This is a genomic window from Blautia sp. AF26-2, assembly GCF_003460955.1.
Classification (GTDB): Bacteria; Bacillota; Clostridia; order Lachnospirales; family Lachnospiraceae; genus Fusicatenibacter; species Fusicatenibacter saccharivorans.
Genome location: NZ_QTWD01000007.1, coordinates 40,386 through 55,160, shown reverse-complemented (window position 1 = coordinate 55,160; position 14,775 = coordinate 40,386). Strand labels below are relative to the sequence as shown.

Genomic DNA, 14,775 nt, shown 5'->3' with positions numbered 1-14,775 from the left:
AAATCCCCCATGGTTGAACGCTTCCATTCAACCATGGGGGATTCTCACTGCTTTATGTGTTTCGATTCCCAAATGTCATAGGTATCCCTTCTTATTTTTAAATCTTTAATGGATACCCATTCATTTCCAGCCAGCATCGCTTCTTTCACACGATTCTCCAGAACCGTATACAATTCATACTCCGTTCCGCTGAACTCATCGCCTTCATCGGCCCCGTATGTATCAATCCCGGACTCATCCTGCTGTGGTTCCATGGGTTTAATATCGCCCGTCGGCAATGTAACATCCTCATTTTCGTCCGCAAACGCCTTTTGCGGCATCACAAAAATGGATGCCTCAAGCAGAAACAAAAATGCTGTCAGTTTAACGATTCTCTTTTTTCTCCTCTCCATGCGCTTTTCCTCCCTGCAATTCTTCTAAATACAGTTCTGCATCTTTTAAGAAGCTGACCGCAATCATTACGATCACAATGCCGATCGGAAATGCCGCTACAATACTGACGGACTGCAGACTGTTCATGGAACTCTCTGCGAAGAGAAGTGCAATCGGAAGCAGGATCAGCAGAATACACCACATCAGCTGAATTCCTTTTGCCGGCTCTTCGCCGTCTTCCAGTTTCCGGTAGCTGTAGCACGATGCTGTCAATGCGATCGAGTCGAACGATGTCGCATAAAATGCAACCATCGTAACTAATACAACAACCATAATCAGCGGTGCACACGGCATGGTTTTGATCATCGACACGATCAGATGATATAAATCTCCGCTTTCATTATACTGCGAAATGAAATCAATTGCACCTGAAATCTGCTTTCCCATCGAATAATTTCCAAGAATAATAAAGCTGACAAGCGTGGAACCCACACCAAAACCGTATCCGCCGAGAATCGTCTGGCGCACGGTTCTTCCGCGGGAAATGCTGCCAATGAAGAACGGTGCTGCCACACACCATACCATCCAGTATGCCCAGTAATAAATGGTCCAGTTCTGTGGGAAGTTTGTCGTACGCATCGGGTCCGTATACGTCGACAAGCCGATAAAGTTCTGAATCATTTTTCCAAGAGAAGAAAATCCAGTTTCAATAATATACCGCGTCTCTCCCCCAAACAGCAGGACGAAGGCAAGGAGTCCAAAAAACAGATAAATGCACACCTTGGCCAGAATGCTGATTCCTTTGAATCCATGCAGAAGAGAATACGTATAAACACAGCAGGTAATCAGAAGAATGATGATATTAATCACGGTTCTGCTGACTTCCATATGGAACAGTTCACCGATGATTTCTGCCATCAGCGGAGTCGCCACACTAAAAGTGGTAGCAGTTCCGGCCAGCAGTGCAAAGACAGCCAGAAGGTCAATCAGACGGCCGCCAATTCCATCTGTCTGTTTTCCCAGAATCGGCCGGCAGGCTTCGCTGTATTTCTGACGGTTTCGTTTTCTTACATGAAGCATAAAGCCAAACGCGACAGCCAGTACCAGATAGAATCCCCACGGGATAAAGCTCCAGTGAAACAGTGGAAATACGCCTGCCCAGTCCTGAATGCTGCCAAGTTCTGCGATGTGAGGATCTGTTGCGTACAAAATCCACTCAGAGAACGAATAAAACAGAATATCTGCTGCCAGACCACAGGTAAACATCATGCATCCCCATGCAAAAAAGGAATATTTTGGCTTCTCATCCGGCTTTCCAAGCACAATATTTCCGTATTTGGAGCCTGCCAGAAACAGAGACAGAAAGAAAATGCCAAGTCCGATGACCAGGTAATACGTTCCAAAGGTGTCTCCAAACAGAAATCGAATCTGGCCAAGTACCTGATTCGACTGCTCCGGTGCAAAGAAAAATACGATACATAGAGCAACGATCAGCGCCAGAGGCACCAGCGTGATCATCCAGTCGATTTCTTTTTTCTTCTGTTGGTTTTTACTGTTCATTTTCTTCCCTTTCTGCGTAATCCGCATACGATGCATCCAGTGCAACGAGTTCGCTGAAATTATCTACCTCTATGATATCATCCGCCTTCATTGGCCGGATGCCAAGCTGATACTCTTTGGGGTAACAGAACATTGCCACATCATCCCAGTAAATCTGGCGGTTTTTCTTTTCCTCAAACTCCTGCTCCAGATGGCCTTTTAACCGCTTTCCATCTTCCGCTGTCCATCGGGAAATACTGTAGAGCTGCCAGCCGCCCTTTCCGCCGGTTCTGCTGCATCCTGTTACGATGCCGTTTTCCACGGTCTGCAGCCACTCGTCGGTCTCCTCATCTGTCCACACGCTGTTGTAACCGGACCGCTCAAACTCCGGAGACAGAATTTCCGGGTGATAAATGATCTGGTCGCCGTCGAGAATAATGGCATTTTCCAGATGTTCCCGCGCCACATACAGCGATGCGATGTTGTTGCAGGTATCGTACCACGGATTGTCGATCAGCTTCAGACCCGGGTACTCCTCTTCCAGTGTCTGGAACTGTTCTTTGAGGTAACCGATTACCACGTAAATCTCTGTAATTCCGTTTTTATGCAGCCCGTCGATGACGGTATCAATCATCCGCACACCGTTTACCCGGACCAGCGGTTTTGGTGTTTTTAACGTTACCGGCTTCATCCGGTTTCCGAAACCTGCCGCCATAATAATGGCACGCTCTACTTTGTACATGTTTCTTTTCCTTCCTCTCCCAGTTCCTGCTGGACTATTTTGTAATAATCTTTTGCATAGCGGTACTGCCGCAGGGAATATTCTCCGAACTCCACGCCTAATTTCCGTTTATATTCGCACCAGTTGCTCCAGAGCAGACCGCAGACTGCGATATAACAGTAGATTTTGATGCGTGTTTTATCATCGCAGCTTCCCTCAAAATAAAGATCAATCAGATGGTCCACCTGCTCTTTTTTGTAGAGAGAATAGATACAGAACATTGCAATATCCACATGCGGATCCTGCATTCCGGCGTATTCCCAGTCGATCAGGCGGATCTCCTCTTTTCCGTTTTCTTCCACAAACAGAAAATTGTCCGGCACGGCATCAATGTGGGTGAGCACCCGCTCTCCGGCATTTGCTTCGATGTAATCCTTTAACTGAAGCACATGCGCTTTCGTCTTTTCGTAATCTTTATATGCTGACGGAGTTCCTTCCCAGAGGCTTTCATAGTATTCCATCTGTCCGAACAGGTCGAAGGAATGGTCTACTCTTAATTTCTGCCCGTGAAACTCCCGCAGTTTCTTCATGCATTTCTGAAGATCTTCTTCCTTTTCTGCATCGCAGACCCTCGCACCGTCGAGATATTCTGTGATTTTATAGCCGTTCTCCGGATTAATATAGGCAATCTCATCGCAGATCTTCCGTCCGGCGATCGTCTGATAGACGGCTGCTTCCTGGCGGCGGTTGATCAGCTGATCTGTTCCCTCTCCCGGGATACGCATAATGTATTTTTTATCTTTGCAGGAGAATAAAAAGGATCGATTTGTCATTCCCTTTTTCAGAACTGTAATGTTTGTTACTTCGTCCTGCTGTGCTCCAAGTGCTTCACAGATCGCCTGAATGGCATCCGTCTGCAGCTGGCTGGAATCGCTGTCGATCTCACGCAGCTGCTCATAAGTATTAATTTCTACGGCATCTGCTGCATGTACAACACGGGCGGTCACAATCATTCTGTCTTTCCGGTATAAGGTTTCCTCCCAGAACGCTCCGTCGTATCGGGAATCTCTTCCCAGTTCTTCCAGACGCTCCCGCACGGTCTCCGCTTCTGCTTCCAGCAGATAACAGATGCCGATCATCGCGTTTCCGCCTGCCTGTTCTTTCTGTACGACCAGCTCCTGCTTCCGGTTTACGCGGACGGTACTGTCATCATCCACCAGATCGCTGACCATGTACCAGGAATATAATTCGTTTCTGCTGTATGGATTCTTTTCACACCAGATATCACAGGGAATGATGTAGCTGTTTGATAAATGATCTGCCGCCGTTTTCAGGGAATGCAGATTGTTTTTCGACGTATAATCCGGAGCAACGATCAGGTCTACGCCGTATTCATCGATCAGATATTCATACTGCTCTTTCATAAATCCGACAACGATGTAAATCTCTGTAATGCCGACTTCATGAAGCTGACGGATTGTGCACTCAATCAGCCGCTCTCCTTTGATTTCCAGAAGTCCTTTCGGTGTCTCTGTATTAATCGGAACCATCCGCATACCAAATCCAGCGGCAAGAATAATGGCGTTTTTCGGCGCTTTTTCTTTTGCTTCACGCAGTGCCTTTTCTGTCGGACGGATCTCTTCATCCAGGTAACCTTCTGAAATCAGCTCCTTAAGCGAACGATTAACAATACCAAGCGAATGGCCGGTCTGCGCGGCAAGGATACGCTGATTGATGAAGGGTTCTTTTATCAGGTTGTTCAATATATCTTGTTTCGAGTTGTTCATATACTTCCTTCTTTCATTTTTCATGAACTTTTGTTTTCGATTATACTATAACTTTATAGATTTTTCAATCCCCTGTGTGTTAGGATAGTTGTCAGTGAAAGATAATTACTTTTGTGGTAGTATATATGTGAACTTCCTATAAAATTAACTCTCATAAAATTCCTTTTAAAGTATGCTACAACTGGCTTAAAGCAAGAACATGTCGAAACGAGAGTTAATATTTCAGGAAGTTCACATAAAAAGGTCCAAATAATTAACATTATTTGGACCACCTGTCAAAGGAAGCCTTTTTCCTTTTCGCCGTCATCAGGACTTCTTTGCGCTTCCATTCATAAATTTTTCTTAAAATTTACCTTTATTTTACCACACTACTCCCAAAACTACAATATATCTCCATTTTTCATTTTTTTTACATAGAACCTTTCTGGCCTAATACAATCAGTACAGTTTTAAACAAAATCTTAATATCCAACATAAAGGACCATTCTGAAATGTACTTCGTATCCAGTTTTACAACCTCTTCAAAATCTGTAATCTCGCTTCGTCCGCTTACCTGCCACATACCAGTCAGTCCCGGCTTGATTGCCAGTCTTGCTCTGTGATGGAGCTCATATTTCTCCCACTCATCCACTGTCGGCGGACGGGTTCCTACAAGGCTCATGTCGCCTTTTAACACATTGAAGAACTGCGGGAATTCATCCAGCGAGGTTTTGCGGATAAAGTTTCCGATTCCTTTGCCTGGTCCTTTTTCGCTTCCGATGACACGCGGGTCATTCTCCATTTTGAACATCAGACCATCGCTGACGCGGTTCTGTTTCATCAGTTCTTTTTTCCGCTCTTCCGCATCCATGTACATGCTACGGAACTTGTAAATTTTGAATTTTCTTCCGTTCTTTCCGACACGGTACTGTGAGAAGAAGATCGGGCCCGGAGACTTGATATAAATCGCAGGGGCAACGAACAGGAAGATGATTCCGGTCAGAATACATCCGGCAAGACCGCCGCAGATGTCCATGATTCGTTTCAGCACAAGCTGTCCTGCGCTTGCCATATTGATGCAGGTGGTGACCACGGTATAGTTGCCCATGCGCTCTACAGTCTGATTTTTTCCCTGCATTTCGTTCACGTCCGCAATTTTTACGTGGATCGTAATGCCCATCTCGGCGAATGCGTCGAATACTTTCTGCGGGATTTCTCTGCCTTCCGGCAGAACGATCAGCACTTCGTCGAACCACTCACGGCAGACATACTCAGCTGCATCTGCAAGGTTCGATACCACCGGTACGCCGTGGATTTTGTGTCCGGTTCTGTCCTGGTCTACGAGAACAACGCCAGTCGGACGAACGCCGATGTAATCGAAATCCAGCATGCTCTTTACAACGGACTGTGACTGTTTTTCGGTCGTGATGATCAGAAGCGAACGGCCGCTGTGTTCCCCGCTGCTGCGTTTCTTTACCACAGCCTTCCATCCGATGCGCATCAGATAGGAAAGCATTCCGTACAGAGCACCGGTCAGCATAATGGTTGCTCTGGAGAACTGATCTCCCTCCTGAATCAGGAACAGGTAGAATACACCAAGAACGATGATGTATACCATATTTTTTACAGTCATTCCGATTTCCACGAGGTATCCGCGCTTCATGACGTTTTTGAAGGAATCGTCAAAAAACATGATCATCAGCTGGATCAGAGCGAATACGATAGCCTCATTTCGGTAAATTGGGCTTCCATATGGCTTAAAACTGTGATGTCTTAAGAAATAACCCATGACGAAAGCCAGCTGAAGACAGATAATATCAAGAACCATAAAATCCAGATGCTTCAGCCATCCTGTGGATGATTTTTTGTACATACCTTTCTCCCCTGTCGTATTTTTTTCGCCGTACTCGTAACATTCTCTTGTTTCGCATAGTTTTTCTAGCTTTTATATTACCATTTTCACTAAAACCTTCTCATTTTTTCTGGTACTATGCATTTGTAATATCTTCTGTGACGAATACAGAACCATTTTTTCTTTATTCCAAATATTCTATCCCATTTCTACTTATTTGTAAAGGTGTGGACACACTTTTGGACATAATTATTTCACATTTTTGCAAATTATTACATTTTATATTATTTCATCACATCCAGAATCTGTAATGTTTTCATCTTCTTTTCGACATAGCGATGGAGATATGCACGCAGCAATCGTTCCAGTTCGTCCAGGATCTCTTCATTTACGGTAAAACCATACAGCTTCGCGAGCGGTGCCGCAATGATATAGCGGCATGCCAGCACGGTGCCCGGCTGCAGCGGCCATGGATCTCTGATGGTTTTTCCACAGTTTGGGCAGTAGATGGCGCTGTCGCGCAGGGAGAAAACGGTCAGATTCTCTTTCGTGCCGCACTCCATGCAGGAGAACATCTGCGGTGCTTCTCCGCTGATTGTGATCGTCCGCAGTTCGAAGATGCACCGGAGCAGGCGGAGGTCCTGTTTTCCGCGGCGGATGGCGTTCATCGTCACGTACAGAAGGTTCAGCATCTGGGTTTCATCGTTTCCTTCCTGGCCGAAATATTCGGCCAGTTCCAGAAAATAAAAGCCGTAATAAACGCCGGGCTGCATCTGCGCCAGGTCGAGGAAGTATTCTTTAATGTTTGCGCCGGAGAGGGTGTAGCTGTCACGGCCCTCGTAAACCTGAAACTCGCCGAAGACGAACGGATTGGAGACGGCCATCAGCGGGCTTTTCATGCGGCGGGCGCCACGCGCGAAGGCAGTGATTTTGCCGAGCTCCCGGGTCAGGATCACGACGCGCTTGTCATACTCTCCGACCGGGGAGGCGGATAATACCATTCCGCTTACATTGATTGGTTCTCGCATGTTTCTTCCTTATTATAATGCAATATTATAAATCGAGTTTCTTTTTATCATATCCGAAGTTCTTCACAAGGAAATCGCTGTCTCTCCAGTCTTTTTTGACTTTGACCCAGAGCTTCAGGTTGACTTTCTGCTCCAGCATCTGCTCCAGCTCATACCGCGCGTTGCTTCCGATCTTCTTGAGCATCGCGCCCTGTTTTCCGATGATGATGCCCTTGTGGGAATCGCGCTCGCAGATGATGGTCGCATCAATATCAACGATTTTTCCGTTCGGGCGGTCTTTCATCTGGTCGATCACAACGGCGATGCCGTGCGGGATCTCTTCGTTTAAGGCGTACAGTGCTTTCTCGCGGATGATCTCAGCCACGATCTGGCGCATCGGCTGATCGGTGATGGTGTCCTCATCGTAGAACTGCGGGCCGTACGGCAGATATTTGAAGATGCTCGGAATGATGTCATCGGTGTTCTGATGGCGGAGTGCCGAGCACGGAATGATCTCGGCAAACTGGAACAGCTTGCGGTACGTATCGATGAATTCCAGGATTTTATCTTTCTCCACGGTATCGGTCTTGTTGATAATGAGGATGACCGGCGCATTGACTTTCTCCAGGATCTCTGCGATATGGCGCTCTCCTGCTCCGATGAAGTTGCTCGGCTCTACCAGCCAGAGAATCACATCGACTTCTTTTAACGTTTTCTCGGCTACATCGACCATGTACTCGCCGAGCTTATTTTTCGCCTTGTGGATACCCGGTGTGTCGAGGAACACGATCTGTCCCTCGTCACACGTATAAACGGTCTGGATGCGGTTGCGGGTGGTCTGCGGTTTCTTGGATGTAATCGCAATCTTCTGTCCGATCAGGTGGTTCATCAGCGTGGATTTTCCCACGTTCGGACGGCCAATCAGGGCTACAAAGCCGGATTTATAATTTGCATTGTTTTCCATTGCTGTCTCTTCTCCTCATTTATAAGTTCTCTACGTTCTTAAACAGTTCTTTCTCTTTCTGAATGGCTGCTTCGCTTCCGACAACGCAGATGTTGTTCTGTTTTAAGGCTGCATCTACAAGGTCTGCCAGTGCATGAATGTCGTCCAGGGTTGCATCGAGGATCTGATCTCTCTCCTGCTGGAAGTCTGCTTCGGTGATGCCGTTGAACCATGCGCTCTCGGAGGTCTGGCCTTTTGCGGACGGGTTCATCGGGACGTCGAGTTCGCTGATCGTTCCGATGATGTATTTGGTCATCTGGCGCTCGTCTGCTTCGAAATTGCGCACGTAATCGCCGATACCGCGGTATACTTCAAGGGTTCTTCCGACGTTCGGGTCACGGTAGGAAGAAATGCACGCGTTTCCGCCTCTTCCGAAAGCTCCGCCGCAGCCGTAAGCGCCGCCTTTGACACGGATGTTGATCCACAGATAGTCATAGCTCAGCATGACACGCAGGATGCGCAGGGCTCCTGTGTAGTCGTAGCCTTCGCGCTCGAAGTTTCCACAGAGTGCCACGTACTGTACCTGGCCGGAGGTCTGGAAGGCTTCGTTTTTCTGTTCAAAGTCATACACAATGCTGCCCGGCTCCACTTCGTCAGTGTACAGATTCTCTTTGAATGCTGCGATTTTTTCTTCCAGCGGTGCGTAGCCTGTCTCGTCTGCTGTATAGGAGACGGTCAGATTCTCTTTGCGGAAGATGTATTTCATCAGGGTCTGCAGATTTTTAATCAGTTCTGCTTTTTTCTCATCGAAGTTCTCGTCCAGATCTTTTAAGAGCTGGTAGAAGCCGATGCCTGCGATGCGGTCCTGGAAATTGCTCATCGGGGAGTAATAGGAAGCTGCACGCATCACAGCCGTTGCATTTCCGGCGGAAGACAGGCGGTTCTGCAGGCCGGATTTCATGCTGGAGATGATCTCGTGAAGACGTTTCTCGTCATCCAGGCGGGAGGTGTTCAGGATTTCCTCAATCATTTTCATGACGAAATCCAGTTTGTCGTACAGGAATTTCGCGCGGATGCCGAACATTCTGCGGCAGTCGTCATCATTTTCCGGAATGCGGAATACCTGCAGTCCACAGTTGATGCCGCCGGTCTGTGCATTGATCTCGTTGAACAGTTCGCCGTAGGTGTAGTGTTCGGTGTCCACATAGCCGAGAACGGATTTTAATACGCCCATGTACGGGATCAGATCGTTCGGCACATTTTTCGTATCAAACAACAAGCTTAAGTAACCGATGCCGTTCGTGAATACGTTGTGATGAAGCACTGTCGTTCCATCGACTTCATGCTCGTCATTGTAAAGTTTGATAGACTCACGTTTGATATCGCTTCGTTTCAGGAGCGGAATCGTCTCGAGTACTTCCTCGCTCTCCTCTTCTTCCTGATATGCTGCCAGCTCTTTGGTGTCAGCAATGATTTTCTCGATCTCTTCTTTTGACAGGCTCTCTTTGTATTTCTGCAGTTTTTCTGCGGTCTTTGCATCATTTTCTGCGGCAAGACCGGTCTTTGGAATGAGGATCACGATGGAGGCATGGGTGTTGTCCAGCAGATACGTCTGGATCAGGTTTTCGAAATAGCCTTCTTTTGCCAGTTTTTTCAGCTCATCGTAGATCGCAAGCTGCTGCAGGTAGGCGAACGGTTTGTTCTCGTCGTACAGCCAGCTGTCGAAGACGTCGATGCCGTACATCAGGCCCTTTGGGAAGCTGGAGAAGTCCGCCTCACGGAAACGGAATTCGAAATAGTTGATGCCTGCCTCGATGGCTTTCTGATCCATGCCGTTTTTCACGATATCCTCGAGGGTGCCGCGGATGATGGACAGGAATTTTTCTTTCTCATTTTCATCGGCGTTCTTGGCTACGATGGAGAAGAATGGCTGCAGGATGCCGTCCTCGTAGGAGCCGTAAACATCTTTTCCGATGTGTGCGTCAAGGAGTGCCTGTTTGACCGGGGCTCCCGGTGCGTCAAGGAGTGCATACTCCAGAACAGAAAATGCCACGTTTAATTTTACATCCAGACCGCTGCCGATGACCATGTTGTAGGACAGGTACGCATTGTTTTCAAGCGGATCGCCGTCGAGTACCGGGTACTCGTGTACAATGTCGAGTGTCTCTGCAAATGGTTTCTGATACGGAATTTCGGATTTTACTTCTTTTGCATCAAAATGGGACAGGTATTTTTCATCCATCCATGCCAGTTTTTCTTCCATATCCATGTTTCCGTACAGGTAGATATAGCTGTTGGACGGATGGTAATAGGTCTGATGGAATTTCAGGAAGTTTTCGTAGGTCAGGTTCGGGATGCAGGACGGATCTCCGCCGGATTCTACGCCGTACGGAGTGTCCGGGAACAGGGTGTTGAAGGTTTCACGCTCCAGGACATCGTCTGCGGAGGAGAAGGCTCCTTTCATCTCGTTGTATACAACACCGTTGTAGGTCAGCGGGCCGTCTTCGCTTTCCAGATGATAGCTCCAGCCTTCCTGACGGAAGATTTCGTCGTGTTTGTAAATGTTTGGGTAGAATACGGCGTCCATGTAGACATGCATCAGGTTCTGGAAGTCGGCATCGTTGGTGCTGGCTACCGGGTACATGGTTTTATCCGGGTAGGTCATAGCATTTAAGAACGTGTTCAGGGATCCTTTGACGAGTTCTACGAAGGGATCCTTTAACGGGAATTCGCGGGAGCCGCAGAGGACGCTGTGCTCGAGGATGTGGGCTACGCCGGTGCTGTCGGCCGGCGGGGTACGGAACGCGATGTTGAAGACTTTGTTGTCATCTTCGTTTTCGAGAAGGAGCACGCGGGCACCGCTCTTGTTGTGGCGGAGGAGGTAGCCATGTGCGTGGATATCATCAATCTGCTGTTCCTGCAGCAGGGTATAGGCTTTGCAATGTTCTGCGTTCATTTTTGTATATCCTTTCTTGTTTTTCTTTATTATTTCCGGTTTTATGCAGTCAAAAACGGACCGCAGTGCCCGTTTACTGGGATTTTCTGCGGCCCTGTCGGTTTTTATTCTTCGTGGTCTGTTTCTGCGTCGGTAGTTTCCGCCTCATCCACATGATCTTTTACTTCGTCATTTGCAGCATTATTCTGCGCATTTCTCTGCGCCTGAGCTGCGGCAGCCTGTGCCATCATCGCCTCGAGATTCGGGCGGACACTCTGCGCCTGGGCTCCCATGATTCTCTGGAGCTGTTCTCTGGTCAACAGAAGGTTGAAGCCGGACGGGTTGATGACGAAGCCTTTGGCCTGTTTCATCAGGTACGGCAGAAGGTGCTGGAACGGGATGGCTGCCAGACGGAGTTTTGCCTGCGGATCCGGACGGAATTTCTGGAATTCACCAATATCGGAAAACAGCGGCTGGAAGATGTCTTCGTTCTGGTTTTTGATGTACGGGATGCGCACGTCTGGTCCCGGGTTGGCCGGATCGAATTCGCCCTGTACCTGGGAGATGTCGATGGCAAGGATGAATTTGCTTCGCATCAGGTTGACAAGCATTTCTTCTTCGAGTTCACGCAGGTGCTGCATGCGCTCGGCATCGTCTCTTCTCTGATTTGGTTTGCGGAGCTCCTGCAGGAAATAAACTACAGTGAGCTGTACGCCAGGGTTGAGGACTGGAAGATGCTGTTTGTTCATTTTTTCCATGTCCGGTTTCGGGAAGATCTGCTCCAGCTCGATGCGGCGGGTCTGATCGCCTTCGTGGAAGATGACCATGTTGACACCTTCCGCGTAGAGGCCCATATAGAAGTTCGGCATCTGCTTGCGCAGTACTTTTACGGTAAGCAGCGGGGTATTCTTCTCTACATAGGATTTTGCAAATTCTTTAGCTGCTTCTTCTTCGGTAAACATATATACCTGATCGTCAAAGGTTTCCGGATCGCACTCTACGTATGGGAGCTTCGTGATCTGGGAAAATGTGACATAGATGATTTCCATGCTCTGAAATTTCTTCATTGTGAAGCTGTTGTCTACTGTCATTTGTGGTTGAGTCCTTTCTTCGCTCTTAGAGGATATGGTATCCCCAAAATATCTATGTGACATTATATCATACTTTTGGTGGGTTGCCAAAGGTTTTCTTTGGGGGTAACGGACCGCGCAGACCAAAGCTGTCGAAACGGGGCCTGACTTTGCATGACGGAGGGAGAGGGCTTTTCGTAGTCTGTAATTGGGGCGTGCAGACTACGGAATTGTTTTTTAACACATTCTAGTTAATCGCTTTGGCATTGGGGTAGATTTTTTCCATTCGGGCGTCCGGGAAATGGGCATCTATGGTCTGCTCGATGGCATTAGCAGCGGGCTTTTGGTGGGCGCGTTCGTCGTATCGGGCGAGAGCAAGGGTAGATACGAGCATGTTGGCCACCATGAACACAATCAGGATCCAAGTGATGATTTTTCCGAATTTCATCGGGATTTTTTCAATCCAGCGCGAAATGACAGGATAGAATTTTTTGAGCCAGACGACGGCGGCTATTCCCCAGAAGAAACAGTACAGGAGGTTGATACGGCCTCCGAGGTTGAAGGGAATGTCGCTGTAGTCCCAGAAGACTTTTCCGAATACGATTTCGGTGAACACACTGCAGATGTATTCGTAGGCTCCGCCGAGGAAGGTACCAAAGGCAAACAGGAATCCATCGGAGCGGTCGCGGTAGTTGTAGAGGAACCAGGTAGCGAGGGCGATGGCCAGACCCCAGACGATGCTGAACGGGCCCCATACAAGGCTGCTGCGGCTCATCCAGACACCGGCGGTGATGCGACAGAATATGGTTTCTGTAATATCGCCCAAAAATGCGCCGATGATGAAGAGAAGAACGATTTTGTAAAAGCTGCATCCTTCGGCAAATACGCCGGTTTCTGTTTTCTCTTTTTTCTCCGAAACTGGCTGTACGGCCGGATAGGCACGTTCCACACGACGCTCCAGATAGCGGTAAACACGGACAGAAAGGCGTCTGGTGAAGGCGTCGATCTGATCGTTCATAGCGCTGATCCGCGGCATTTTTTTCGTGATGTGGTGCAGAACAGCATAGGAACCGACGGCATCTACTATCAATATACCAAAGAGAATCCAGGATGTGATATGCAGGAAACCGGCCGGAATTGAATGAAGAACTGTAAAGCAGAGGCGATTGCCGATTTTCATGGCAAGCAGTCCTAAAATTCCCCATAGTACAGAATACTGAAGGCAGATATAGCCGTCCATGTTCCATTTTTTATTGGAATAGTCCCACCATTTGCCATGGCCAATGCGTTCCAGTGCGTGACCGGCCAGCCACTCGACTGCGGTAGCGATAATCATACAGCCAAGGAACAAAAAGACGGGGCTTGACTGCAGTTCATACAGATAACGTGTCATAAAGACAGCTGTGATTCCATAGATGGCGCAGAGCGGACCATTTAAGAATCCTCTGTTTACCATATGTTTTTTCCGGATCGCGGCCACAGAAGTTTCCAGAAGCCATCCAAGGAAGGCGTAAAAGAAAAACAGGCCGAGATAGTCATAAATTGTATAGTTCATGTTCTTCTCTCTATTCTTTCATTATTTTTGCTATTTTAAGGATTTTATTTTCCACTGAATCCCTTGTATACTCTCCAGTATTTTGTTTTTATTTTTATCCTGCAAATAAGATGGATTTAATTTTGCTTTTTTATACTGCAAATATGTTCCTTCTGTTTTCTGAATCAGCAATTTTGTAAAATATTGTTCCCAGCTAAAAAACTCTGTGCTGTCGATATAATCTTCTGGATTTTCCAGAATTTTACGAACCTCTTTGTCCTGTAAAAGATCTGAATTTAAAATCAGCCATTCAAAAGACTCCGGTAAATATAAATGTACGTTCTGTTTTTCCTCTATTTTATTGCTGAGAAGATTCATTTCTGCTCCAATTGCAGCACCGTCCGCAATAATACAGGTTTCTTCTGTTCCTGCCTTGCCAATCATTTCCGGTATTTTTGTTTTTCCACCAGCGCTTTCACATGTAATATTCCTTTCTGCACATACATTTTCAAAAAATTGATACCCAGAATTGGAATCTTCCGTAATTATTTTTTGTACTCTAACAGGAAGCCGTGCTGTTTTGGGATAGATCTGATACATTTTCTGATATATTTTTCTGGTATCTCTGTATTTTCCGGAAACATGCAATCCATAAATCTCTTCTACACTATACGGCAAATTATATAAGTTTTCTCTCGTAATCAATACAAAATAGTTTTCTGAACCCCGTATGGCAGAAGCAAATTCTTCTGTTTTTATAAAATAATTCTCCTCGTCTATGAAAAAGATGCTTTCCCGGCTGTTTTCCAAAATAATTTTCCAATTAACACCTTCCAGCACTCTGCACGGTACTTCACAGGAAACGTTGATTCCGCTGGACTCCCCTAAATTTTCTGCCTGCCGGATCATATTTACCAGTGTTGTTTTTCCTGATGCACTATCCCCCTGGATGATTGTAATATTACGCTTTATCACAAATTCATAATGAACTCTGTTATTTTGAATAATAACTCTTTTCTTTCCCTTCATACATCCA

The 14,775-nt window shown here is 47.0% G+C and carries 11 protein-coding genes; all 11 read right to left on the bottom strand.

Annotated elements, in window-relative coordinates; all coding sequences use genetic code 11:
- Positions 1 to 44: 44 nt before the first annotated feature.
- Positions 45 to 392 (bottom strand): hypothetical protein, encoded by a 348-nt coding sequence (locus DWY63_RS10265; protein ID WP_117802030.1) that lies wholly within the window; start codon positions 390 to 392, stop codon positions 45 to 47.
- Positions 364 to 1,932, bottom strand: a complete 1,569-nt coding sequence (locus tag DWY63_RS10260; protein ID WP_199607218.1) for a BCCT family transporter — start codon at positions 1,930 to 1,932, stop codon at positions 364 to 366. Before DWY63_RS10260 ends, DWY63_RS10265 begins: the two co-directional genes overlap by 29 nt.
- Positions 1,922 to 2,653 carry an NTP transferase domain-containing protein gene (locus DWY63_RS10255; protein WP_117802028.1) on the bottom strand — a complete coding sequence of 244 codons (732 nt, stop codon included), beginning with the start codon at positions 2,651 to 2,653 and terminating at the stop codon, positions 1,922 to 1,924. The genes DWY63_RS10260 and DWY63_RS10255 overlap by 11 nt, the downstream gene beginning before the upstream one ends.
- Positions 2,641 to 4,419 carry a phosphotransferase gene (locus DWY63_RS10250; protein WP_117802027.1) on the bottom strand — a complete coding sequence of 593 codons (1,779 nt, stop codon included), beginning with the start codon at positions 4,417 to 4,419 and terminating at the stop codon, positions 2,641 to 2,643. The genes DWY63_RS10255 and DWY63_RS10250 overlap by 13 nt, the downstream gene beginning before the upstream one ends.
- A gap of 409 nt (positions 4,420 to 4,828) precedes the next feature.
- Positions 4,829 to 6,271, bottom strand: coding sequence for a sugar transferase (locus DWY63_RS10245; RefSeq protein ID WP_117509402.1), 1,443 nt, complete (start codon positions 6,269 to 6,271; stop codon positions 4,829 to 4,831).
- 263 nt (positions 6,272 to 6,534) lie between these two features.
- Positions 6,535 to 7,278: a DNA repair protein RecO gene (recO, locus tag DWY63_RS10240; RefSeq protein ID WP_117802026.1), complete on the bottom strand. Its 744-nt coding sequence runs from the start codon at positions 7,276 to 7,278 to the stop codon at positions 6,535 to 6,537.
- Between the two features lie 25 nt (positions 7,279 to 7,303).
- Positions 7,304 to 8,221 carry a GTPase Era gene (gene era, locus DWY63_RS10235; RefSeq protein WP_055227900.1) on the bottom strand — a complete coding sequence of 306 codons (918 nt, stop codon included), beginning with the start codon at positions 8,219 to 8,221 and terminating at the stop codon, positions 7,304 to 7,306.
- 19 nt (positions 8,222 to 8,240) lie between these two features.
- Entirely contained in the window at positions 8,241 to 11,156 is a 2,916-nt protein-coding gene (locus DWY63_RS10230) for an insulinase family protein (RefSeq protein WP_117802025.1), read from the bottom strand.
- A 104-nt stretch (positions 11,157 to 11,260) separates the two neighbouring features.
- A complete protein-coding gene (locus DWY63_RS10225) occupies positions 11,261 to 12,226 on the bottom strand; it encodes an SseB family protein (RefSeq protein ID WP_158568345.1) in 966 nt (321 codons plus the stop codon).
- A gap of 226 nt (positions 12,227 to 12,452) precedes the next feature.
- The gene (locus DWY63_RS10220) at positions 12,453 to 13,760 is read right to left on the bottom strand and encodes a putative ABC transporter permease (protein ID WP_117802023.1); all 1,308 of its coding nucleotides are present in this window, start codon (positions 13,758 to 13,760) and stop codon (positions 12,453 to 12,455) included.
- 30 nt (positions 13,761 to 13,790) lie between these two features.
- Positions 13,791 to 14,768, bottom strand: coding sequence for a hypothetical protein (locus DWY63_RS10215; protein WP_055227896.1), 978 nt, complete (start codon positions 14,766 to 14,768; stop codon positions 13,791 to 13,793).
- Between the last annotated feature and the right edge of the window lie 7 nt (positions 14,769 to 14,775).